The 20,671-nt window shown below is 34.2% G+C and carries 22 protein-coding genes; 7 read left to right on the forward strand and 15 right to left on the reverse strand.

Features of this window, described 5'->3' with window-relative positions; translation table 11 throughout:
• Window positions 1-42 precede the first annotated feature (42 nt).
• Together FJOH_RS20120 and FJOH_RS27055 are read right to left on the reverse strand one after the other, a co-directional pair.
• On the reverse strand, window positions 43-555 hold the full coding sequence (locus tag FJOH_RS20120) for a PRC-barrel domain-containing protein (protein WP_012025863.1): 513 nt from the start codon (window positions 553-555) through the stop codon (window positions 43-45).
• Window positions 556-628: 73 nt separating this feature from the next.
• Complete coding sequence (locus tag FJOH_RS27055; protein ID WP_165768449.1) at window positions 629-796, reverse strand: hypothetical protein; 168 nt, start codon at window positions 794-796, stop codon at window positions 629-631.
• 396 nt (window positions 797-1,192) lie between these two features.
• Between FJOH_RS27055 and FJOH_RS20125 the strand changes: the two genes are divergently transcribed.
• Window positions 1,193-2,173: an SDR family NAD(P)-dependent oxidoreductase gene (locus tag FJOH_RS20125; protein ID WP_012025864.1), complete on the forward strand. Its 981-nt coding sequence runs from the start codon at window positions 1,193-1,195 to the stop codon at window positions 2,171-2,173.
• Between the two features lie 19 nt (window positions 2,174-2,192).
• Here the strand turns inward: FJOH_RS20125 and FJOH_RS20130 are convergent, their stop codons facing one another.
• Both FJOH_RS20130 and FJOH_RS20135 read right to left on the reverse strand, forming a co-directional pair.
• Complete coding sequence (locus FJOH_RS20130; RefSeq protein WP_159436646.1) at window positions 2,193-2,792, reverse strand: MEDS domain-containing protein; 600 nt, start codon at window positions 2,790-2,792, stop codon at window positions 2,193-2,195.
• A 252-nt stretch (window positions 2,793-3,044) separates the two neighbouring features.
• Window positions 3,045-4,169, reverse strand: coding sequence for a LytR/AlgR family response regulator transcription factor (locus FJOH_RS20135; protein ID WP_012025866.1), 1,125 nt, complete (start codon window positions 4,167-4,169; stop codon window positions 3,045-3,047).
• 190 nt (window positions 4,170-4,359) lie between these two features.
• On the opposite strand from FJOH_RS20135, the gene FJOH_RS20140 reads away from it, so the two are divergent.
• The 4 genes from FJOH_RS20140 to FJOH_RS20155 all read left to right on the forward strand — a co-directional run bounded on the left by FJOH_RS20140 (window position 4,360) and on the right by FJOH_RS20155 (window position 7,791).
• Complete coding sequence (locus FJOH_RS20140) at window positions 4,360-5,340, forward strand: cytochrome P460 family protein (protein ID WP_012025867.1); 981 nt, start codon at window positions 4,360-4,362, stop codon at window positions 5,338-5,340.
• A 2-nt stretch (window positions 5,341-5,342) separates the two neighbouring features.
• Window positions 5,343-5,810 (forward strand): hypothetical protein, encoded by a 468-nt coding sequence (locus FJOH_RS26345; protein WP_012025868.1) that lies wholly within the window; start codon window positions 5,343-5,345, stop codon window positions 5,808-5,810.
• 137 nt (window positions 5,811-5,947) lie between these two features.
• Window positions 5,948-6,943 carry an SDR family NAD(P)-dependent oxidoreductase gene (locus FJOH_RS20150; protein ID WP_012025869.1) on the forward strand — a complete coding sequence of 332 codons (996 nt, stop codon included), beginning with the start codon at window positions 5,948-5,950 and terminating at the stop codon, window positions 6,941-6,943.
• A gap of 29 nt (window positions 6,944-6,972) precedes the next feature.
• On the forward strand, window positions 6,973-7,791 hold the full coding sequence (locus tag FJOH_RS20155) for a helix-turn-helix domain-containing protein (protein WP_012025870.1): 819 nt from the start codon (window positions 6,973-6,975) through the stop codon (window positions 7,789-7,791).
• Between the two features lie 57 nt (window positions 7,792-7,848).
• Here the strand turns inward: FJOH_RS20155 and FJOH_RS20160 are convergent, their stop codons facing one another.
• From FJOH_RS20160 to FJOH_RS20185, 6 genes are all read right to left on the reverse strand, one after another.
• Window positions 7,849-8,346: a membrane protein gene (locus FJOH_RS20160; RefSeq protein ID WP_012025871.1), complete on the reverse strand. Its 498-nt coding sequence runs from the start codon at window positions 8,344-8,346 to the stop codon at window positions 7,849-7,851.
• A 134-nt stretch (window positions 8,347-8,480) separates the two neighbouring features.
• Window positions 8,481-9,329, reverse strand: coding sequence for a helix-turn-helix domain-containing protein (locus tag FJOH_RS20165; protein ID WP_012025872.1), 849 nt, complete (start codon window positions 9,327-9,329; stop codon window positions 8,481-8,483).
• Between the two features lie 59 nt (window positions 9,330-9,388).
• Window positions 9,389-9,847: an RNA methyltransferase gene (locus tag FJOH_RS20170; protein ID WP_012025873.1), complete on the reverse strand. Its 459-nt coding sequence runs from the start codon at window positions 9,845-9,847 to the stop codon at window positions 9,389-9,391.
• A gap of 113 nt (window positions 9,848-9,960) precedes the next feature.
• Window positions 9,961-12,234 (reverse strand): catalase/peroxidase HPI, encoded by a 2,274-nt coding sequence (katG, locus tag FJOH_RS20175; protein ID WP_012025874.1) that lies wholly within the window; start codon window positions 12,232-12,234, stop codon window positions 9,961-9,963.
• A 260-nt stretch (window positions 12,235-12,494) separates the two neighbouring features.
• A complete protein-coding gene (locus tag FJOH_RS20180) occupies window positions 12,495-13,463 on the reverse strand; it encodes a hypothetical protein (protein ID WP_012025875.1) in 969 nt (322 codons plus the stop codon).
• 170 nt (window positions 13,464-13,633) lie between these two features.
• Window positions 13,634-13,996 (reverse strand): hypothetical protein, encoded by a 363-nt coding sequence (locus FJOH_RS20185; protein ID WP_012025876.1) that lies wholly within the window; start codon window positions 13,994-13,996, stop codon window positions 13,634-13,636.
• Window positions 13,997-14,292: 296 nt separating this feature from the next.
• Here FJOH_RS20185 and FJOH_RS20190 point away from each other — a divergent pair, with 296 nt between their 5' ends.
• Window positions 14,293-14,505, forward strand: a complete 213-nt coding sequence (locus FJOH_RS20190) for a hypothetical protein (protein WP_012025877.1) — start codon at window positions 14,293-14,295, stop codon at window positions 14,503-14,505.
• Between the two features lie 82 nt (window positions 14,506-14,587).
• On the opposite strand, the gene FJOH_RS20195 is transcribed toward FJOH_RS20190, so the two are convergent.
• The 5 genes from FJOH_RS20195 to FJOH_RS20215 all read right to left on the reverse strand — a co-directional run bounded on the left by FJOH_RS20195 (window position 14,588) and on the right by FJOH_RS20215 (window position 19,344).
• Window positions 14,588-16,792 carry a TonB-dependent receptor gene (locus FJOH_RS20195; RefSeq protein WP_012025878.1) on the reverse strand — a complete coding sequence of 735 codons (2,205 nt, stop codon included), beginning with the start codon at window positions 16,790-16,792 and terminating at the stop codon, window positions 14,588-14,590.
• A gap of 87 nt (window positions 16,793-16,879) precedes the next feature.
• Window positions 16,880-17,890 carry a hydrogenase expression/formation protein HypE gene (hypE, locus tag FJOH_RS20200; protein ID WP_012025879.1) on the reverse strand — a complete coding sequence of 337 codons (1,011 nt, stop codon included), beginning with the start codon at window positions 17,888-17,890 and terminating at the stop codon, window positions 16,880-16,882.
• A 10-nt stretch (window positions 17,891-17,900) separates the two neighbouring features.
• Complete coding sequence (locus FJOH_RS20205) at window positions 17,901-18,137, reverse strand: HypC/HybG/HupF family hydrogenase formation chaperone (protein WP_012025880.1); 237 nt, start codon at window positions 18,135-18,137, stop codon at window positions 17,901-17,903.
• Between the two features lie 2 nt (window positions 18,138-18,139).
• Window positions 18,140-18,994: a hydrogenase nickel incorporation protein HypB gene (gene hypB, locus FJOH_RS20210; RefSeq protein WP_012025881.1), complete on the reverse strand. Its 855-nt coding sequence runs from the start codon at window positions 18,992-18,994 to the stop codon at window positions 18,140-18,142.
• 8 nt (window positions 18,995-19,002) lie between these two features.
• A complete protein-coding gene (locus tag FJOH_RS20215) occupies window positions 19,003-19,344 on the reverse strand; it encodes a hydrogenase maturation nickel metallochaperone HypA/HybF (protein WP_012025882.1) in 342 nt (113 codons plus the stop codon).
• 186 nt (window positions 19,345-19,530) lie between these two features.
• On the opposite strand from FJOH_RS20215, the gene FJOH_RS20220 reads away from it, so the two are divergent.
• Complete coding sequence (locus tag FJOH_RS20220; protein WP_012025883.1) at window positions 19,531-20,658, forward strand: hydrogenase small subunit; 1,128 nt, start codon at window positions 19,531-19,533, stop codon at window positions 20,656-20,658.
• Window positions 20,659-20,671: the final 13 nt, after the last annotated feature.

The following is a 20,671-nucleotide window of genomic DNA, read 5'->3' on the forward strand; positions in this document are numbered from 1 at the left end:
TAATTCTATTTATTATTGAACAGTTATACTGGAGTAATGAAATTATAAATGATTTTCGAACTCTCGACGATTGTAAAATTTATCATCATCACTGTCATAAAATTCAGGATCGTTAGAAGGATAATAAGATCGCATTACATTTCTTTCATAGTTCCTGTCGAACTTATCCTGGCTGTTATATCTGCTTGTATTTCTAAAGGTGTCATATCCTATGCTGTTGGCCATAACAATCTTTGTGTCTTTATTAATGTTTACCGATCCAATGGGAATGATAATGTGGCTGTCTCCATCCTTATAAACAAACTCTTTTCCATTGTCGTAAGCAATAGCATCGTGTACTTCCTTGCGTCCGTCTTCTATTAATTTTTTATCGACCTTAACATCCAGATAAATCACTCGCTGCATATCCTTATTCACCCAAAGGTTATCAATAGTTCCTATAGTGCGGTTGTCAGCATCTACTATTTTCCATCCTCTTACATCTGAGTAATTAGAAGCAATCTTATAATCAGAAAGTTCATCCAGTCGGTATAAATTTCTTTGTTTCGTATCCATGGTATTTTGTTTATGTGTTACACTTAATTTTTTTGACAGACTTGAAAACTAATCGTGCCTGTCTTGCTCTTTATTATTTTGCTATAGTGTCTGTGCCTACGGCATTTTCGGTTTCTACGCGCATATTATTATTTGTCCCATCATCTTGTATAAAGACATAATAGGCAACAGCCGCGATTAACAGGATTGCCACAATCCATGGCCATAAAGGCTTTTTCTTCTCAATTTTAATTTCTGCCATAACTTATTATTTTGATTATAAATATTTTAACTACAATAAAATTACAAACATCTACAGCTTACAGAAGTATTTAATTTCATTCTGATTTTATAAAATTACCAGTAAGTCATTCCACAAGCAGCCTCTTAATTAAGTAATTAACATTAAAAATTATATAACCGCAACGAAATCTTTTAGCATAATTTTATAATTACCGCAAAACAATTATTCATTATTAAATTATGCGCTATGAAATTTCTAAATCAGAAGAACAGAACACTGAGTTCAAGAACTTCAGAAAAAAAACTTTTTATAAAAAGCACTTCAAGCAGAGCTAATGAAAAAAGCAGTGTCACGACATTCAAAAATATACTCACCCACTTCAATTTATAAGTTAACCATCTAAATAATAGAATTATGACAGATAAAACAATAGTCCAAAATAGCCTTAAAGGGAAAAACGTTGTCATTACAGGAGCAAGCAGCGGTGTAGGCAGAGCTGCGGCGGAAGCATTTGCCCATGAAGGATGCAACCTGATCTTAGCGGCCAGAGGACAGGAAGGATTAGATGAAATAGTGAAATTCTGCCGTGAATTAGGTATGCAGGCTGTTGGCGTTTCGGCAGATATGTCTATTCCAGAGCAGGTAGAAAAAGTAGCCGCATCAGCTGCATCAATAGGAGGGAAAATCGATATATGGGTCAACAATGCGGGAGTTATGGCCAGCGGGAAATTTGAAGAAATCCCTTTAGAAATCCATCATCAGGTAATCAAGACCAATTTGTTTGGCTACATGCACGGAGCTTATAATGCCATTAAAATTTTTAAAACACAAAATGAAGGTATTTTAATTAATAACATATCGATAGGCGGTTATATGCCAGCACCTTACAGTGCGGTTTATTCTGCCAGCAAATATGGAATAAGGGGTCTCATGGAATGCCTGCAGGGTGAAATATCAAACCGAAAGCACATTCACATCTGCAATCTTTATCCGCAGCTCCAAAACTCTACTGGTAATCTTCATTCAGCAAAATATTCCGGTTTTGATATGACAATACCTTTTATTGCGTCAGATCCTCGTGATACAGCCTCTAAAATGGTAGAACTCGCTAAAAATCCTAAAAAAGATCTGTTCCCAGATTTTAAGGCTGCCGCCGCCACAAACCTTTACAGATTATTTCCTAAAGTAATTATCAACGCTGCATCTGCAGTTGTGCGTACTAAAATGGAATTTAATAAGAATAAGGAAAATAACCCCGGTAATGTTTTGACGAAGTCAAAAGAACCGCTGCGAGTTTACGGAAATCCATCTGCAAAAAACACATCAGATCTTAAACTGGCAATGTTTGCCGGAATTGGAATTGGTATCGGCCTGCTTTTATTTCATAAAAAATAAAGCATGGTACTGTTTTACTTTAGGATTGTAGAGGGCTTGATGAAAAATCGGAAAAATTTGGAATCAAAGTTGAAGGTTCAATATAATGCGGATTCTTGCTGATCTTTCCATCTTTAATTACATAAGGATGGGTCAGCAGGATATCTGTAAGCGTACTTTGACTGAAACTATTGATATCGTACATACAGATCAATGAACAGGAATGTTGAGGAGTAAGTACATTTAGACTAGCCTCGTATTTTAAAAGCTCATCTGTTCCTGGCAGATTCTTAAGTGCCCATACCATATCTCCGCAGGCTCTAACACTTTCGTAACCGGCTCTTGACGCTGACAACAAAGTCTGTTCAAGCATTTTATACATCTTTTCTGAAGCAAACTCGCCATCTTTGATGTAGGTATTTTCAGAAGCTAAAATTTCTAATTGACCGCTCGATAGTTTATCTGAAATTGATACACCATTATCCGAGAGACAGCGGCAATGTTCACCGTGGCGGTTTCCTTCCAGAATGTTAATGACTTTATCATTGCTTTCCAGCCCTTCCATAATATATGGAATGATTACATCATACTGCTGTTCTCTGGAATCGAAAAAACCGCAGATGTGCATTGGTGCTGACAATGATTCGCCGCAAACTGAAAAAAATGCTTCTTTATTCATATCTCAAATGTACGCAAATTAATTTTCTTCAACTCAACTTCACCATATAAAAGTTTAAAATTTATTTAAGATTTTTTACCTTTTTAAATCTGTATCCAAAAACAAAAAACATGAATAATCTTATAATAATAAATTCCTGAAAAAATAAAGGGATATTCTACAATCCTGATTTAAATGGTATATAGAAGCTTTAACAGCATTCGCTTTCATTAATTACTGGTCTAACCAGTTCTTAAATTCTGATACTTTATTTTTACTAATAATAATATCAATTTTTGAATCAGGTTTTATAATCAATTTCAATTGGTTTTTCCCATAAAGCAATATACTGCTGATAGAATTAATATTGACTATAAATTGTCTGTTTGCCCTGTAAAAAATGGTCTGATCAAGCCATTTCATTATCTCGTCAAGACTATTGCTGCTTGTAAACTGACGATTGTCAAAAGTATAAATGTAAGTTATTCCGGTATCCAGCAAAACATAGGCTATATTTTCTATATCCAGCTTTATCAATTCATCTTTATGATAAGTCAGTATTCTTTTCTTTGGAGTTTCAGAATCTTTTGATTTATCATCTTCAATGGTATCATGGGTCAAATTTTGCAGTTTCTGCTGATTTGAATTTAACTGCAGGTTCAAAATCTGAAGTTCGTTTACTCTATAATTTAACTCTTCTTTTTCAAGATCAAAAACACTCTCATACTTTCTGTATATAAGCCGTATCATTATGTAGCAGCAAATGCTTATAAATACTGTACTCAAAAAAAGACTTACTGCAAACTGCAGATACAGATCAGAAAGTTCTTCCTCTAAAACTGCAAGGTTAGCATGTGAAGCAACCATCCAGTCAGTTCCGGCAACAGGATTTATGTTTATAATTTCTGATTTTCTTTCCGGGTTATTAGGAAATGTGCGGATACCTCCTATTTTTTCTCCCTGTTCCAAAACTGTACTTAAGGGTTTAAACTCTTTCTGTCCTGTTCTGTTAACCTGAGAATTATCTTCCTTGATTTTTAAACCCACTAATGCCGGATTAGGATGACACAGTTCAATTCCTTTTTGATCATACATACAGATAAAATCACTTTTTATATCTGTATTCTCTATACTTATTTGAAGATTATGAATTACCTGATCTTTAGACAAACCGCCGCGAAGCTGCTGTTCTAAAAGCCGTGAAATTTCCCTTACTTCTCTTTCTCCTGATTCTAATTTACTATTACACAATTTCTCCTTAGCTGAGTGATAGAGGTAAGTGGAAGAAATGAAACTGATAATTAGAACAACAATACTAATACCTATAAGTGTCAAAGTATAAAGCCGTGCTTTTTTCATGTATTTTTATATTCCTTAAATGAAAATCGTTTAGAAAATTTTGTTTAGGCTAAAATAAGCAATTTATTCATCTTTCAATATTTCGGCTTTAAGGTCCAAAATTTCCCTTTGAGCTTATTAAACCTTTTAAATACTGGCATTAAGCCTAATTTTGATTTGATTATTTATTCTAACTAAAAAAAATAAAACAATGAGAAAAGGACTTATGATCTTAGCAGTTTTACTGTTTGTATTTACTGTTTTGCAGTTTTGGAAACCCAAAGAAATCCAATACAGCTCACCTGCAAAAAATTTAACGAACGTTCCTTCAGAGGTAAATACTATTTTAAGAAATTCTTGTTTTGACTGCCATTCTAACTCTGTAAATCTTGCATGGTTTGATAAAATAACACCTGCAAATTTTATAGTCGATTCGCATATTAAAGATGGCCGAAAAGCATTGAATTTTTCTAATTGGGATACATTAGACAAGCAAAAACAGAGTGCTGTTATGTTTTATTCTTTCAATAAGATTCTATTAGGCGAAATGCCTCTTTTAAGTTACACAGCCCTTCATCCTTCAGCAAAATTAGACAGCCGCTCCATAACGGTTTTAAAAAATTATGTAAAAACCCTGGCAGCCCGAAAAACAAATCCAGAAGTATCATCTGTTTCTATATCAAAAGCAGATGCAGTACATCATCCAGATAAAAAAATAACTGACTACAAGAAAGTAAAACCGTCATTAAATAAAATTTCATACATCCCAGATTTTAGAAGCTGGAAAGCTATTAGTACAACTGACCGTTTTGACAATGGCAGCATGCGAATTATATACGGAAATAAAACCGCTGTAAAAGCGATTGCAGAACATCAAACAAATCCGTGGCCAGATGGTGCTATTTTCGCCAAAACTGCCTGGAAGCAAAAAACAGAAGCTGATGGAAGTGTATCTCCCGGCGAATTCATTCAGGTCGAATTCATGATAAAGGATTCAAAAAAATATGAGTCTTCAAAAGGCTGGGGCTGGGCAAGATGGAAAGGAAAAGATTTAAAGCCGTATGGCGACAGCGTCAGCTTTGATCAGGAATGTATTTCCTGTCATAGTCCTGTTAAAAACAATGATTATGTTTTTACATCACCCCTGCATCTTGATATCAATAAATTTAATATTTACAGCAAAAACCAATAATTATGAAACCAATTCACTCCATCATAACAGCTCTTATAATTACACTTTACGGATGCAACACAAATAAAGACAATGTGAATGAAAAAGCTTCTGTATCAATTTTAGATGAATTACCGGAAAACCCTCTCTTATTGTCACCTATTACATTTTCTATTAATCCAAATAAAGCTTCAATGTCAACTTTATACGGTAATAAAACCGCTTTTGAGCATGCAAAAACTAAAGCTGATAATGCTTATCCAAAAGGATCTGTTTTATATGAAGTGACCTGGAGACAAAAAGCAGATTCACTATGGTATGGCGCCAATATTCCTGATAAAATAATTAGTGTAGAAAAAGTACAATTTATCGAAAACAATAATCCAAAATATGAATTATATGCCGGGCATCCTTTAAAAAAAGTTTATATTAATGATAAAAATAAAAGACTGCTTTTAATACTATCCCAGCGTATGGCAGAGACTCCCTAAAGATATTAGTTCTGATTTCTAAATTCTTGCCTCAAAAAACAGACGTTTAAACAAAGTATCTTAGGACGTTTAAACAAAACAAATCTTTGCTGTCACATCTAATTTTGTCTAATCATTAATAATAAAAATTTAAAAAGATGGAACAAAATAATTATCAAGGTGCCTTGCAGAAAAAGTTAAATTCAGGATTTAATGCAGCATCAACAGCAGAGGAAGTTATAAAAGGAATCAATCTTGCAGGACAAACAGCAATTGTAACAGGCGGAAATACAGGCATAGGTCTCGAAACTGTTAAAACACTTGCTGCTGCAGGAGCTCATGTCATTGTACCGGCAAGAGACATTGTAAAAGCCAAAAGAAACCTTGAAGGAATAGAAAATGTAACGATAGAAGAAATGGATTTAATGCAGCCAGAATCTATCCATTCCTTTGCACAGAAATTTATAAATACAGGAAGATCACTGCATCTTTTGATTAACAATGCCGGGATTATGTGGGTACCGCTTCGCAGAGACATACGCGGGTACGAATCACAGCTGGCAACCAATTATCTCGCATTGTTTCAATTAACAGCCGGGCTTTGGCCGGCATTAAAAAAAGCAGACGGCGCCAGAGTGGTTAATGTATCTTCTGGAGGACATAAATTTTCTGATTTTAATTTTGAAGATCCTAATTTCCTGAACCGTGAGTACGAAACACTGCTTGGATACGGACAATCTAAAACAGCGGTCAATCTTTTTTCTTTGGAATTTGACAACCGCGCCAAAGCTTACAATGTCCGCAGTTATTCCTTATGTCCAGGAGCAGTTGGAGAAACAGAATTATCGAGAGAAGCTCCCATTGATTTATTCCAAAAACTAGGTTTCAGCGATGCAGAAGGAAATATACTGCCAGAAGTAGCGGCCTCATTAAAAACCATTCCGCAGGGTGCGGCAACAAGTATATGGGCTGCAACGAGTCCGCTTCTAAATCATATAGGAGGAGTTTACTGTGAACACGTGGATATAGCTGAAATAAATGAAAATATGGCAGTTACAGGAGGTATTGCGACCTATTCATTAGACAAATCAAATGTTCAAAAATTATGGAAGCTCACGGAACAGCTTACTGGAATTACATTTGATGTACGTTAAATTTGTATCTTTATAAACACATTCAAAATATGGATTATACGGTAAATTATATAACTCCGGAAATTAAACTTTCTAATTATACTGGGAAGCTTTTTAAAACAGAAGCGGCATTCTCAGATCATTTATTGGTATGGTTAATTTCTGGTGAAACTAAAATTATTCAAGCCGACCAGAGCTTTATATTTGGTCCCGGCAGTACCTTTATAATTCCAAGAAACCAGCTGGCTGCAATAATCAACGTACCCAAAAACGGACTGCCTCATAAAGCCGTTGCTATGCATTTGTCAACGGAACGACTGCGTGAATTTTACAGTGAAAAAAAATCAGAACACAAAACTGCCAGATCAAAAATTGTTAGTTTTCATAAACATCCGCTGTTGGAAAGTTTTCTGGCTTCGCTGATTCCGTATTTTGATATGCAGGATAATTTTCCGGAATCTATTGCTTCTTTAAAAATAACCGAAGCCATAACGATTCTACATACAATTGATAAAGACATCGATGTTATTTTATCAAACTTTGAAGAACCGGGAAAAATTGATCTGATACCTTTTATGGAAAAAAATTTTATGTTTAATATGTCCTTAAAAAAATTTGGATATCTAACAGGACGCAGTCTTACCACTTTTAAACGTGATTTTCATAAGGCATATAACATAACACCGCAGCGATGGCTTACCAGAAAACGACTGGAAGCAGCACATTACCAGCTGGCAGAAAAAAACAAAAAACCTTCTGAGGTTTGTTTTGAAACAGGTTTTGAAAATTTATCGCACTTTTCCTCAGCATTCAAAAAGCAGTTTGGATATTCTCCCGCGAGAGTACAAAAATCAAATACTGAGTATTAAAAACAATATCCTGTTCCGGTTATGGAACAGGATTACTATTAAATATAGTCCTGAGTTTTATTCTAAAATTTCAGATCTATTAATCAACCTTTGTCTAAAAAACTGATAAACAGAACCAATAACAAAAAGTAAAAGGAGAAAAAGAAGTGTTCTTCCTATTATTGGATCGGTAATATTTTTTGCTAAAGGGTGATGAACAGGAATTCTGGTAAAAGTTTCATTGACTGTTGGAACCAGTGAAAGAAAAAAACTAAATGACAACCAGAAATTTTCGAAATAACGGGCTCTCACACTATTTTTTCTCTTTGCATTTAGAAAATAAGCTCCCAGTATCAAAAAGATTATAAAAATAGAAAAAGCATGTCCCGGATTAAAACCTCCATGTTTAGAGATTCCTAATGAAGTCAACGATGTAATCATCGTTCCGTAAAAATATATCTTACCAGATAATTTGTTCAAATTGATTTTACCATATTTGATAAAATCTACTAACGCCGCTATAATTGCGCCTACACCAATAATAGTGTGAAAAATTCCTAAACTTGATAATCCCATTTTGTATTAATTTAAATTTGTTTGAAAACAGTACAAACTTCCGATAGATTAACAGAAATGGTTTTGTCAAATAGTTCAATTATTTGGTGATTTCGTTCATGAAAAACTTTAAATAAAATTCTAATTAGTATTTACTATTTAAGTTTCTGCCTGTAATTTGTGGGACTGATACCATATTTGCTGGTAAAACTTTTGGTAAAATTTGCCAGATCATTAAAACCGCAGTCAAAAGCTATTTCAGTAATACGCTGGTCAGAAACCTGAAGCATCTCTGCCGCTTTCATAAGTTTTTTAGTTTTAATGTAATTAGCGGGAGTATCGTGATATATTTTTGAAAATTCGCGTTTAAACGATGAAACACTTAAATTATTCTGTTGTGCTAATTCTTCAATAGTGAGCTGCGAAAACAAATTTGCTTCGATTATTTGTCTGAAACTATAAGTCGTTGGAGAAAAAAGCTGGGATAATATCAGCTGTATTGATTCTGAATTTTGTGTCTGAGATAATAAAAGTATAATTTCTTTTAATTTTAGAACTAAGATATCTTCATTGATTAAAGACGGATTTTCAAAATAAAACAATAATCCTTCAATATACTTTTGAATTAGAAAATCGTTATTTATTCTTTCACTTGATTTATTCGATATTAAACTTTCAGGTCTTTGAAACAATAATGGAAGTTCCTTTTCGTATATTTTCTTTAATATTTTAGGATAGAACGTTACAATTACTATTTCACAATTATTATTGGAATTTGAATTGTGCAATTGCTTACCAGAATCCATACAATTCACTAATAAGGAATAATTTGTAGAAACATTCACATTTTCATTATCAATATAATAATCAATCTCTCCTTCTTTTACATATAAAAAGCAAGCCTGTTCAGTAATTGGAAAATCAAATTTAAACGGCGGTGTTAATTCAATTTTTTGAATTAATGTCATGCCATATAAATCATGCTTTTTATAGTCGTTTATCATAAAAAAAATCTGCTAATTTTCTTTAACTATTATGAAATACAAATTATTAAATTTTTCGTTTAAGATCTTGGTTTGGATAAATTCCTGTCATACATCACAACAGTTCCCGCCACAGCAACATTTAAACTTTTTTCCGATTTAAATTTTACTAAATGATGGCATTTATCCATTGCTTTTTTCGATAAACCATGATCTTCTGCTCCCAATAAATAAACGCATCGTCTTGGGTGTTCAAAGGTTTCTAAATCGACTGCTTTTTCAGATAATTCAACTCCAACCAGACGTGCGCCTTTTGGTAAATTTTCAAAAAAGGCCTCAAAAGTTTCATAATGAAAATAAGGAATTGCTTTTACTGCATCGTGGGTATCACAGGCTTGTTTGGCATATCGGTTTCCTATGGTAAATATAAAAGATGCACCCAGATTTTGTGCTGATCTCCACAAAACACCTAAGTTTTCTGGTGTTTTACCATTTTGTATTCCTATGCCAAAATATTCGTTTGTAAAATTATCACTCATAAGGGCAAAAGTACAAACTGTGAGTATAGAAATCAATTTTTATCAGGATGACTTGTATCAAAAAAAAGACGCCAATTAATGGCGTCTTATATACAATTATAAATATTCAGCTATTAAGCTAAATCAAATCTATCCAGATTCATGACTTTAGTCCATGCCTTAATAAAATCATTTACAAATTTTTCATTTGCATCAGTGCTTGCGTATACTTCTGCAACAGCTCTTAATTCTGAATTAGATCCAAAAACAAGATCTGCACGTGTTGCAATCCATTTAGGCTGGCCTGTGCTTCTGTCATTTCCTGCATAGAGTTCTTTATCATTTGAAACAGCCTGCCATTGTGTATTCATATCTAACAGATTTACAAAAAAATCATTGGTCAATTGACCCGGACGATGTGTAAATACACCATTTTTTGAACCGTCTGCATTAATATCAAGTACACGAAGACCTCCTAATAGCACCGTAAGTTCAGGTGCTGTAAGAGTCAGCAAATTCGCTTTATCAATAAGAAGTTCCTCTGTAGAAACTGCTGATTTTGTTTTTCTGTAATTTCTAAAACCATCTGCTTTTGGCTCCAGATATCCAAATGATTCAACATCAGTTTCTTCTGCAGATGCATCCATACGACCAGGATTAAAAGACACTGTAACTGAGCTTCCTGCATCTTTAGCCGCTTTTTCGACTCCGGCAGAACCTGCTAAAACAATTAAATCAGCCAAAGAAACTTTTTTACCATCATTTTGCGAAGCATTAAACTCTGTTTGAATAGTTTCTAATTTACTTAAAACCTGAGCAAGCTTGGCTGGGTTATTTACTTCCCAGTCTTTTTGAGGAGCCAGTCTTACACGTGCTCCATTTGCACCGCCTCGCTTGTCAGAACCTCTAAAAGTAGATGCTGAAGCCCAAGCAGCGGCAACTAACTGAGAAATACTTAATCCTGAATTTAGTATTTTTTCTTTCAGCTGTTTTATGTCATTTTCGTCTATTAATTTGTGGTTTACTTCTGGAATAGGATCCTGCCACAACAATACTTCCTGAGGAACGTCTGGTCCAAGGTAGCGTGCACGCGGTCCCATGTCACGATGTGTTAACTTAAACCAGGCACGGGAAAAGGCATCGGCAAACTGATCAGGATTTTCTAAAAAGCGGCGTGATATTTTTTCATACTCTGGATCTAACCTTAGAGATAAATCAGTAGTAAGCATTGTTGGAAGATGTTTTTTTGTACTGTCAAAAGCATCAGGAATAATGGCTTCGGCATTTTTTGCAACCCATTGGTGCGCGCCTGCCGGACTTTTAGAAAGTTCCCATTCAAAAGCAAATAAGTTTTCGAAGAAATTATTACTCCATTGTGTTGGAGTTTTGGTCCATGTAACTTCAAGTCCGCTTGTAATAGCATCAGCACCTTTACCTGATCCAAAACTATTTTTCCACCCAAAACCCTGCAGTTCTAAACCAGCAGCTTCAGGTTCTTTATCTACGTGATCAGATGAAGCGGCACCGTGAGTTTTACCAAAAGTATGGCCTCCGGCAATTAAAGCAACCGTTTCTTCATCATTCATAGCCATTCGGCCAAATGTATCTCGTATATCTTTTGCTGCTAAAATAGGATCAGGATTTCCGTCAGGACCTTCTGGATTTACATATATAAGTCCCATTTGAACTGCTGCAAGAGGTTTTTCTAAATTTCTTGAATGAACTTTCCCGTCGGCATCATCATCTGCAGAAACAACTCCATGATCTTTCGGCACACCATCAGAACCATTATTATAACGTTCGTCGCCTCCCAGCCATGTTGTTTCAGAACCCCAGTAAACAGATTCGTCCGGTTCCCATACATCTGCTCTTCCTCCTGCAAATCCAAAAGTTTTAAAACCCATAGATTCAAGAGCCACGTTTCCTGTCAGTATCATTAAATCAGCCCACGAAATTTTTTGTCCGTATTTTTGTTTTATGGGCCAAAGAAGTCTTCTGGCTTTATCAAGACTCACATTATCAGGCCAGCTGTTTAAAGGTGCGAAACGCTGTTGTCCCGCTCCTGCTCCGCCTCGCCCGTCGTGTACACGGTAAGTTCCCGCACTGTGCCATGCCATACGGATAAAAAGCCCTCCATAGTGACCAAAATCTGCCGGCCACCAATCTTGTGAATCTGTCATAAGTACATGAAGGTCTTTTTTTACAGCTTCAAGATCAAGAGTTTTAAAAGCTTCTGCATAATCAAAATCTTTGCTGAGAGGATTTGATAGAGATGAATTCTGTCTCAGGATATTCACCTTTAATTGTTTAGGCCACCAGTCATTATTTTTTGTACCTGATGCGGCTTGATTATCCATACTGCCATTATGAAAAGGGCACTTGCTAATGTCGTTTGATTGATTCTCCATAATTCGAAATTTTTATTTTTTACTAAATTACTAAGTATAGAAAGAGAAAATCCTGAGTATTTATCATTTCTAATTCTTTTCTGATAGATAAAACTTATTGAAAAATATTTTCAAATTAGTTTTACCATTAAATAATATATTAGGGTAGTTTTATCAGCAGATATCTAAAATCAATAATAAAACTATTATATGTTACTAAAGCTTTTTATCATAGAATATTAAAGTTACTATTTTTTATAGATACTTAAAACAAAACTTTGTTATAAAGGCTTTTTTATAATCTCAAAATCATCTATTTTCCAGCCATTTTTTTGTTTAACAAATCGTAAAACAACATTGCATTTTTCTGTTTTGTTGTCTTTCAAAATAATGCCCCAATTTTCATTGATCGTTACTTTTTCACCAAAACTGCCACTTCCTCCCAAACTGTTAATATCTGTAATATTAGGATAAGGCAATAAAACACTTTCAATTTTCTGTGCCATCTTTTCGGTACAATGTTTTTTTGCAGCACCTATGTTCTGTTGTATTAAAGCATAACGAAAATAATCTGTGGTTTGGTTTGGAGTCAGTTTAGAAATAGATTCAGCAGGCATTTTATTCTCAATAAATTCACATAAAATACTTCCGTTTTCGCTGGCAATGTTTAAAATATCATCTTCGTATTTTACCCTGATTACTGATTGTGAATTATTCTCTTTCTTAGGATATTCTATTTTTCTAATTATTTTCACAACTTGATTGTCATTAATATACTCATTAATGGTGCTTTCTGTACGATTGTAATTGTCACCAACAAAATACTTTTTCTCATACAGAAGTACAAAACATTTAGAATTGTAAATTGTTTTTATCTCTTTGCGGACATTATAACTTCCAAATTCTGTTTTAATTTCAGTTAAAGTATTATTTGAATAAGAATATTGGGCATTTTTTTCTTTTTCAAATGTGGTTATATCTTCCTTTTCAATTTTATCCCAATCTTTTTTATTTGGGAAATAATCATTCAAATCCATTTTCTTATAAACAGCACCTTCAATTTTTTCTATAAGGGTTTCCCTATTTTTAAAATCTAGAAATTTATTGGTTTTAAAAACCTCATATGCATCTGCAGCAAGTTTTTCTTTATTTGACGGTGAATAAATTTCTTTGGCAATATCTGCATTAGGAGTATCCTGTGCATTGCATATCGTACAGAATAAGAGGATAAAAAGTAAAATATTCTTCATGGAGTATTCTATTGGTTCTGGTTTATTGCAATTGTTATATCTTTTCAGATACTTATATAAAGATGGAATATTTTTATTTAAAATTCGTACAAATCATTATAAAAATCAAAAAAGCCTCTAAAGTTATTCAGAGGCTTTTTTAACGCAGACAAACATAAAATGTAGAATCTCTATTTTTCATTTTTGCTTTTAGCTGTTTTAACTTTAGACTTAATACTGTCTTTTTGTAATCCTGAAGATTTTGAATAAGTCGAACCATCTTCAGCACTTTCTCCTGGTCCGCTTCCTTTTCCGGCTGTTGTTGCAGAACTGTTATTACTTCCAGAACTCATGGCTCCTGTATTAGCCCCTTCTTCTCCCACACCAGAGCCATTAGCAGTTTGTGTAGTGTCAGCAGCTGTTTTTGTGCTGTCAATTGGCGTTTCACTCGTCTGGATTTCATCACTGTATCCGTCCTGATTATTTTTACATGAACCTAATAATCCTGTTAAAACCAGAACCAGCATAACGTGTAACTTAAAAACTGTTCTCATAACTTATAATTTTTGCGTGTATATTTCAAATTTAGACTGTTATAAACTTTATATGTTTCATAATTGCATATTGATTTTACAATATTCATAACAATCTATTTATCAGTAAATTGAAAAAGCATTAAATTTTTTTTGTTTTAAAAATGTGAATTATGAAAGTGTTTTAAAAAATAATATAACTAACTGAAAACCAATAGAATTAATTTTACTTCCGAAACATATATTTAATAAACGCAATGTTTATACCAATAATACTTGTCAAAACATACCCAAACAAAACTTAAACTCATCATATCATGGAAAATTTAAAAATAAAATACAGCCAAAACTACAGCAGTATTTGTGGTACACGGATATATTCAGGAGATAATAATGAACTAATCTGTATTAAAACGTATAAAGGAGATTGGGGAGACTGGGACGAAAAACCTGAAAAAAATAATTTTAATTGCAGTCAGGTTTTAAATGATGCTTCTAAAAGCAGTTCAAATGAAGAAATTCTGTTTTAACTGACTCAATTATAAAAAAAATAAAAAAATCCCTCAAAAGAAATGTTTTGAGGGATTTTTTTATAAAACTAAATGTTCGATTTTACCATCTATATTTTAAAATTAATCTTGCATTAAATGGCGTTCCGGCGGTAAAATGAATTTCTTCAACAGGATCAGTTTCATTTGCTAATCTTGATTCTGTTAAGAATTGCGTTTCTTTCCATTTTGTATTAAAAATGTTATCGATGTTTAGTCCTATCGATACCTTTTTAATTTGATAGTTTACTGAAAAATCTGTGATGCAGTATCCTTTGGCAACTACCGAATTATCTTCATTTGCCGGACGATCTCCCAAAAATCTTGTTCTCAAACTTCCAGAAAATCCTTTTAGGTCTTTTACAGAAAATCCATTCATTAAAGTATGAGCCGGAGCCAATGGCAGATAATCATTTCCTTTTGGTTCTTCTATTGATCTTGCATGTGTATAAGTATAATCAGTATTCCAGAATAACCAATTGGTTAATTGATATCTAAAACCAAAATCGAATCCTTTTCGTTCTGTTTTTCCGCTTGGCTCAACAACAGCTTCGTCTCCCACATATACAAATTCCTGCGCCAGATACAAATACCAAACAGCGGAATTGATAATCATTCTTGGAAAAGGTTTCCAGTTAATTCCTAAATCTGCTCCATACGTTTCCGGAAGGATTTTTTCTCCTTTTTGAGCCACTACTACACGTGTATCATTGCTGTGAAACCCTTTTCCTAATTTTAAAAAGTAATTTATTTTATCATTCTGAGTGTATAAAAAGTTCAGTTTTGGACTCACAATTGCTTTCGTCTGCGTTTGATTGCTGTAAGTTGGTGCCAATTGGTCTTCGTAACCAAATTTGAAATAATCCAAACGTAAACCTCCATTTACTAACCATTTTCCTGACGTAAAATCAAGGCTTGAATAAGCAAAAAGATTCGTTTGGTTTACATTTCCTAAACTCAAATACTCTAAAACAGTTTTACGATTTACGGTATGCGATAATTCTACATCTTTGTTATTGTCATTTCGCAGTCCTGCACCTAATTTAAAAAGCCATTTTTCATTTAGTTTTTGATCGTATTCAGACTGAAAACCTACAATGGTTCTATTTTCTTTTTGTTTGATCTGATCTCCGTTTACAGGATCATTAAGAAAAAAAGTAAAATTCGAATACAATTCAAAATCATATTTGCTTAAATAAGCCGTGTTTTTAATCTGGCTGTTTTCATCAATTTTGGCATCGTACTGTAAATTAAAATTAGTTCTTCCTGTATTTCCTCCTTCATTTGGATCGATTGCTCCGTAATGAGAAATTGTTCCGTCGTTTACAGCACGATCCGGAATTTGTCCGCTCGCATCCCATTGGCTTTTAAAATGCGAAACCGAAATTGCCAATCGGTCGCCATTAGTCATTTTAGCCGAATATTTTCCAAATAAATTAATTCGATTGAAGTTTTGCGGTGCATCAAAATATCCGTCTGTCATCATATATTCGCCTGCAAAATAAGCCGACTGATTTTCCTTATTCAATAAATTGAACAAAGCAACGGTGCGAAAAGTATCAAACTGACCTCCTTCAAAAGAAACAGAACTATTCTGCAAGGCATTTTTAGTATTAAAACCAACGTATCCGGCTGTTGTAAAATCACCTTTATCAACAAAATAAGAACCTTTGTCAAAATCTATCTTATCAACTGTTTCAGGAATTACAAAATGAAGATCGGCATAACCTTGTCCGTGTGCGTGCGAAACCATATTTACCGGCATTCCGTCTACTGTAACATTAATATCAGTTCCGTGATCACAGTCAAAACCTCTCAGGAAAATTTGTTCTGCTTTTCCCCCGCCCGCATGCTGGCCTATAAAAAGCCCCGGAACTTTTCGCAGTAAATCCTGCGAATTTGAAACAGGCTGAATCTCTAAATCTATTTTAGAAATAGTATTTAAATATTTAAGACTGTTGGTTATGGTAACTTCTTCTAATAAAAAAGGTTTTTCTTCTAATTGAATAGAAAGAAAAGCATCTGAAGACAGTTTTATTTTTTGTGTAATATAACCTTGTTTAGAAATTTGAAGGCTGTCATTTGTTTTGGTTTGTTCTAATGTAAATTTTCCGTTTATATCAGTATGAGCGTGTGTTTTAGAAATCAAATCCCGAATTAAAACATCTGATAAAGGTTTTCCGTCGGTATTATTTACAATCCCGCTTACAGATTGCGCATTTGTTGAAAAAGAAAGAATAAAAATGAAAAGTAAAAATAAAAATCTCATAGAAGTGTAATAAAAATGCGAAATAATAAAATATAAAGTCAAATTACAACTTAATATTTCAGATAAAAATAAACTCAAAAATACTGCTTAGCAAATTCTTGGCAGCTGTTCTCCAACTAAAGGATTTACAACTCTTTTTCCTCCAAAAGCACTTTCGATAATTATTTTTGATGGATGTTCTCCGCTTATAAAACCAATCTCTGATGCCTTTGGATTTGTTTTTTGTAAAATCTTCAATACTTCATTTTTAATTTCTGGTGCTGCAATACAGACAAAAACTCCTTCGTTAGCTACATAAAGCGGATCTAAACCAAGCAGTTCGCAGGCACTTTTTACCTGACTTTCTACTTTTATGTTTTCTTCAAAAAGAGAAATGCCGAAATTAATTTCGGTAGTTATTTCATGCAGTACAGAAGCCAGTCCGCCGCGGGTTGCGTCTCTCAAAAAATGAATTTTATCACCAAACTGTTCTATTAAATCAAAAACGATGTGATTTAAATTTGTGGTATCGCTCAAAATATCACTTTCAAATTCAAGTCCTTCACGTTCCGACATAATGGCCATTCCGTGCGATGCTATCGGCCCGTTTATGATAACAACATCATTTTGCTGGATATTTCTAATTTTGATATTGGCTTTTTTGTGAACAACACCAATTCCCGAAGTATTAATGTAAATTTTATCTCCTTTTCCTCTTTCTACAACCTTAGTATCTCCGGTAACGATTTGAATACCTGCATTATCTGCCGCTTGTTTAATTGATTTTATAATTTCTGTAAATTCTTCTAAACTAAAACCTTCTTCAATAATTAAGGCCAGCGAAAGGTATTTTGGAACTGCACCACACATTGAAAGATCATTTACAGTTCCGTTTACGGCAAGTTCACCAATGTTGCCGCCTTTAAAAAATACGGGAGAAATAACATAACTATCTGTAGAAAAAGCCAGATTTCCTTGTACGTTTAAAAAGGCGCCATCGTGACGGACTTCTAAAATATCATTTTTTAAAATCTTAAAAATTACTTCATTGAGTAATTTGGTCATGTGTTCACCGCCGCTTCCGTGATGCAGGTGAATTACTTCCTGTTCTTTTTCCATTTTTTATGCATTAAATCTCTTCGCCCATTTCTTTTAAAATCTCCATTGTCCTTTTGGCTTCATCTTCATCAATAATTCCAATTGCAGCGCCAACATGAACTAAAAGGTAATCACCTTCTACTGCCTCTGGAACAAGTGCTAAATTGACTTCTTTGATAATACCGTCAAAAGAAACATTTCCAATTCTAAACGTTTCATCAAGCTCATCTGTGATTTTTTCAAGTCGACCGGGAACTGCTAAACACATACTTATTGTTTTATAGATTTTGTTAAATAATCGTACCAGGCTGCTAAACCTTCTCCTGATGCTGCAGAAACTTCAAAGAAAGTCAAATGCGGATTTACCTGTTTTGCATATTCTTTCAGTTTCTCCAAATCAAATTTCAAATACGGAAGCAGATCAATTTTATTAATAATACAGATTTGCGATCCTGAGAACATATCCGGATATTTAAGCGGTTTATCCTCACCTTCGGTAACTGATATAATTACGATTCGTTTTAATTCTCCCAAATCAAACATAGCCGGACAAACCAGATTTCCAACATTTTCGATCATTAAAACAGAATCCTGAACGGGTTTTAATTCTTTTACGGCTTTTGATATCATTTCGCTGTCTAAATGGCAGCCTTTTCCTGTATTAATCTGAATTACAGGAACATTTAATTTATGGATTCTGTCGGCATCATTTGTAGTCTGCTGGTCACCTTCGATTACAGAAAAAGCAATTTTGTCTTTTAAATCTGAAATGGTTCTTTCTAATAAAGAGGTTTTTCCGGAGCCCGGAGAACTTACCAGATTGATAGAAAAAATATTCAGGGCTTCAAAAAATCCTCTGTTTCTCTCAGCAGTAAGCTGGTTTTTATACAAAATATCCTTTTCTAACTGTATCACACTTATTTCATGAGAATGATTGTGAAAATGGTCATGATGATGATTGTGATCGTCGTTGTCATGATCATGGTCGTGATGATGCTCATGGTGGTGGTCATGATCGTGATCGTGGTGGTGATAGTGACCGGAATGAGAATGGAATTGTTTCTCTCCTATTTTGGTAAATCGTATTTCGTTTTCATCAGAACTGCATCCGCAAGTGGTACACATAACTCAGTTTATTTTATGATTATTTTCTTTATTTTCAATTCTCTGCCGGCAATAATTTCCTTAAACGGACTCTTACAATTTGGGCAGCTGTCAAAACTTTTTTCAATGTAAAATTCCGTTTCACATTCTGCACACCGGGCTTTTCCTTCTGGTTCTTCCACAAATAATTTCGTGTTGCTTAAAATATTTCCATTAATGCATTGCGGCCACACAAAATAAAAAGAAGACATTTCTACTCCTGATAATTTTCCAATTTCCAGATAGAGTTCTAATACGCTTTTACCTTTTATCTTATCTACTTCTTGTTGAACAATTTTCACAATCGAAGTAACAACCGAAAGCTCATGCATTTGTTTTTTTTTAACAGATTATTACAACCGCGAAAGATAATTCAAAGAATCAAATCAAAACCTGATAATTATCACTTCCGAGAATCAAATGTTTAAATAGTTTTGAAAATAGATTCAGTAAAAAGTTCCTCATGCTTTTAGGAACTTTTTTAAATAAACTAAGGCTTTCTTTAAACCTATTTTAGCATGAAAGATGAAATAAAAGTAAATGAAACCTATTATAACAGCATTGAAAGACAAGGTTATAGCAGGAGAGATTTTTTAAAATTTGTTGCTTACATCGGCGCCTATATGGGCGTGCAGAGTTCTGCAATTGGTCAGATTACCAAAGCGCTCGAAAACACCCCCCGTCTCCCGGTAATCTGGGAACATTTTCAGGAATGCACCTGCTGCAGTGAGTCTTTCATACGATCAGACCATCCTATTGTTGCCGATATTATTTTAGACAAAATCTCTTTAGATTACACTTTAACACTTATGGCCGCTTCTGGTCATCAGGCCGAAGCTGCGAAAAAAGCAACTATGGACAAATACAAAGGAGAATACATTCTTTGTGTTGAAGGTTCTGTACCTATGGGAGCTGACGGAAATTACTGCTGTATAGGCGGAAGAAGTGCTATTGATATTCTAAAAGAATCTGCTGCAGGAGCAAAAGCTATTATTGCCTGGGGAAGCTGTGCAACAACAGGCTGTGTGCAGGCTGCAAAACCAAATCCTACAGGAGCTGTTCCTATCAATAAAATTATTACCGATAAACCTATTATAAATGTTCCGGGCTGTCCGCCAATTGGTGAAGTTATGGCCGGAATTATTGTACACGTTGTCGCATTTGGAAAACTGCCTGAATTAGACAGTTCTGGTCGTCCAAAAGCTTTTTATTCTAAAAGAGTTCACGACAGCTGTTATCGCAGACCTTATTTTGATGCAGGATTATTTGCTGAAAACTTTGATGACGAAAATGCTAAAAAAGGATACTGCCTATACAAAGTGGGCTGTAAAGGGCCAAGTACTTACAATGCATGCGGTAATATGAAATGGAACGGCGGTGTGAGTTATCCTATTCAATCCGGACATGGATGTATTGGCTGCAGTGCCAAAGATTTTTGGGATGCTGGAAGCTTTTACTCAAGAGATACTTCTATAAATGCAGGAAGCATCGAGGCCAACGCCGATTTACTGGGCAAAGTTGCTCTTGGTGGTGTTGCCGCAGGAATTGGAGCTCACGCGATTCTTTCGAATGTATCTAAAAGAAAAGAATTAAATCAGAGAATTAGTCAGGGAACTGAAAACGAAAAACACTTAGAGGATTTATAACCTATATAGAAAT

Source organism: Flavobacterium johnsoniae UW101, assembly GCF_000016645.1.
GTDB classification, from domain to species: Bacteria; Bacteroidota; Bacteroidia; order Flavobacteriales; family Flavobacteriaceae; genus Flavobacterium; species Flavobacterium johnsoniae.

Excerpts from the sequence above, each read along its gene's own strand:
- FJOH_RS20120 (WP_012025863.1), bottom strand. The coding sequence starts at position 555 with ATGGATACGAAACAAAGAAATTTATACCGACTGGATGAACTTTCTGAT.
- FJOH_RS27055 (WP_165768449.1), bottom strand. The coding sequence starts at position 796 with ATGGCAGAAATTAAAATTGAGAAGAAAAAGCCTTTATGGCCATGGATT.
- FJOH_RS20125 (WP_012025864.1), top strand. The coding sequence starts at position 1,193 with ATGACAGATAAAACAATAGTCCAAAATAGCCTTAAAGGGAAAAACGTT.
- FJOH_RS20135 (WP_012025866.1), bottom strand. The coding sequence starts at position 4,169 with ATGAAAAAAGCACGGCTTTATACTTTGACACTTATAGGTATTAGTATT.
- FJOH_RS20140 (WP_012025867.1), top strand. The coding sequence starts at position 4,360 with ATGAGAAAAGGACTTATGATCTTAGCAGTTTTACTGTTTGTATTTACT.
- FJOH_RS26345 (WP_012025868.1), top strand. The coding sequence starts at position 5,343 with ATGAAACCAATTCACTCCATCATAACAGCTCTTATAATTACACTTTAC.
- FJOH_RS20150 (WP_012025869.1), top strand. The coding sequence starts at position 5,948 with ATGGAACAAAATAATTATCAAGGTGCCTTGCAGAAAAAGTTAAATTCA.
- FJOH_RS20155 (WP_012025870.1), top strand. The coding sequence starts at position 6,973 with ATGGATTATACGGTAAATTATATAACTCCGGAAATTAAACTTTCTAAT.
- FJOH_RS20160 (WP_012025871.1), bottom strand. The coding sequence starts at position 8,346 with ATGGGATTATCAAGTTTAGGAATTTTTCACACTATTATTGGTGTAGGC.
- FJOH_RS20165 (WP_012025872.1), bottom strand. The coding sequence starts at position 9,329 with ATGATAAACGACTATAAAAAGCATGATTTATATGGCATGACATTAATT.
- FJOH_RS20170 (WP_012025873.1), bottom strand. The coding sequence starts at position 9,847 with ATGAGTGATAATTTTACAAACGAATATTTTGGCATAGGAATACAAAAT.
- katG (WP_012025874.1), bottom strand. The coding sequence starts at position 12,234 with ATGGAGAATCAATCAAACGACATTAGCAAGTGCCCTTTTCATAATGGC.
- FJOH_RS20180 (WP_012025875.1), bottom strand. The coding sequence starts at position 13,463 with ATGAAGAATATTTTACTTTTTATCCTCTTATTCTGTACGATATGCAAT.
- FJOH_RS20185 (WP_012025876.1), bottom strand. The coding sequence starts at position 13,996 with ATGAGAACAGTTTTTAAGTTACACGTTATGCTGGTTCTGGTTTTAACA.
- FJOH_RS20190 (WP_012025877.1), top strand. The coding sequence starts at position 14,293 with ATGGAAAATTTAAAAATAAAATACAGCCAAAACTACAGCAGTATTTGT.
- FJOH_RS20195 (WP_012025878.1), bottom strand. The coding sequence starts at position 16,792 with ATGAGATTTTTATTTTTACTTTTCATTTTTATTCTTTCTTTTTCAACA.
- hypE (WP_012025879.1), bottom strand. The coding sequence starts at position 17,890 with ATGGAAAAAGAACAGGAAGTAATTCACCTGCATCACGGAAGCGGCGGT.
- FJOH_RS20205 (WP_012025880.1), bottom strand. The coding sequence starts at position 18,137 with ATGTGTTTAGCAGTTCCCGGTCGACTTGAAAAAATCACAGATGAGCTT.
- hypB (WP_012025881.1), bottom strand. The coding sequence starts at position 18,994 with ATGTGTACCACTTGCGGATGCAGTTCTGATGAAAACGAAATACGATTT.
- FJOH_RS20215 (WP_012025882.1), bottom strand. The coding sequence starts at position 19,344 with ATGCATGAGCTTTCGGTTGTTACTTCGATTGTGAAAATTGTTCAACAA.
- FJOH_RS20220 (WP_012025883.1), top strand. The coding sequence starts at position 19,531 with ATGAAAGATGAAATAAAAGTAAATGAAACCTATTATAACAGCATTGAA.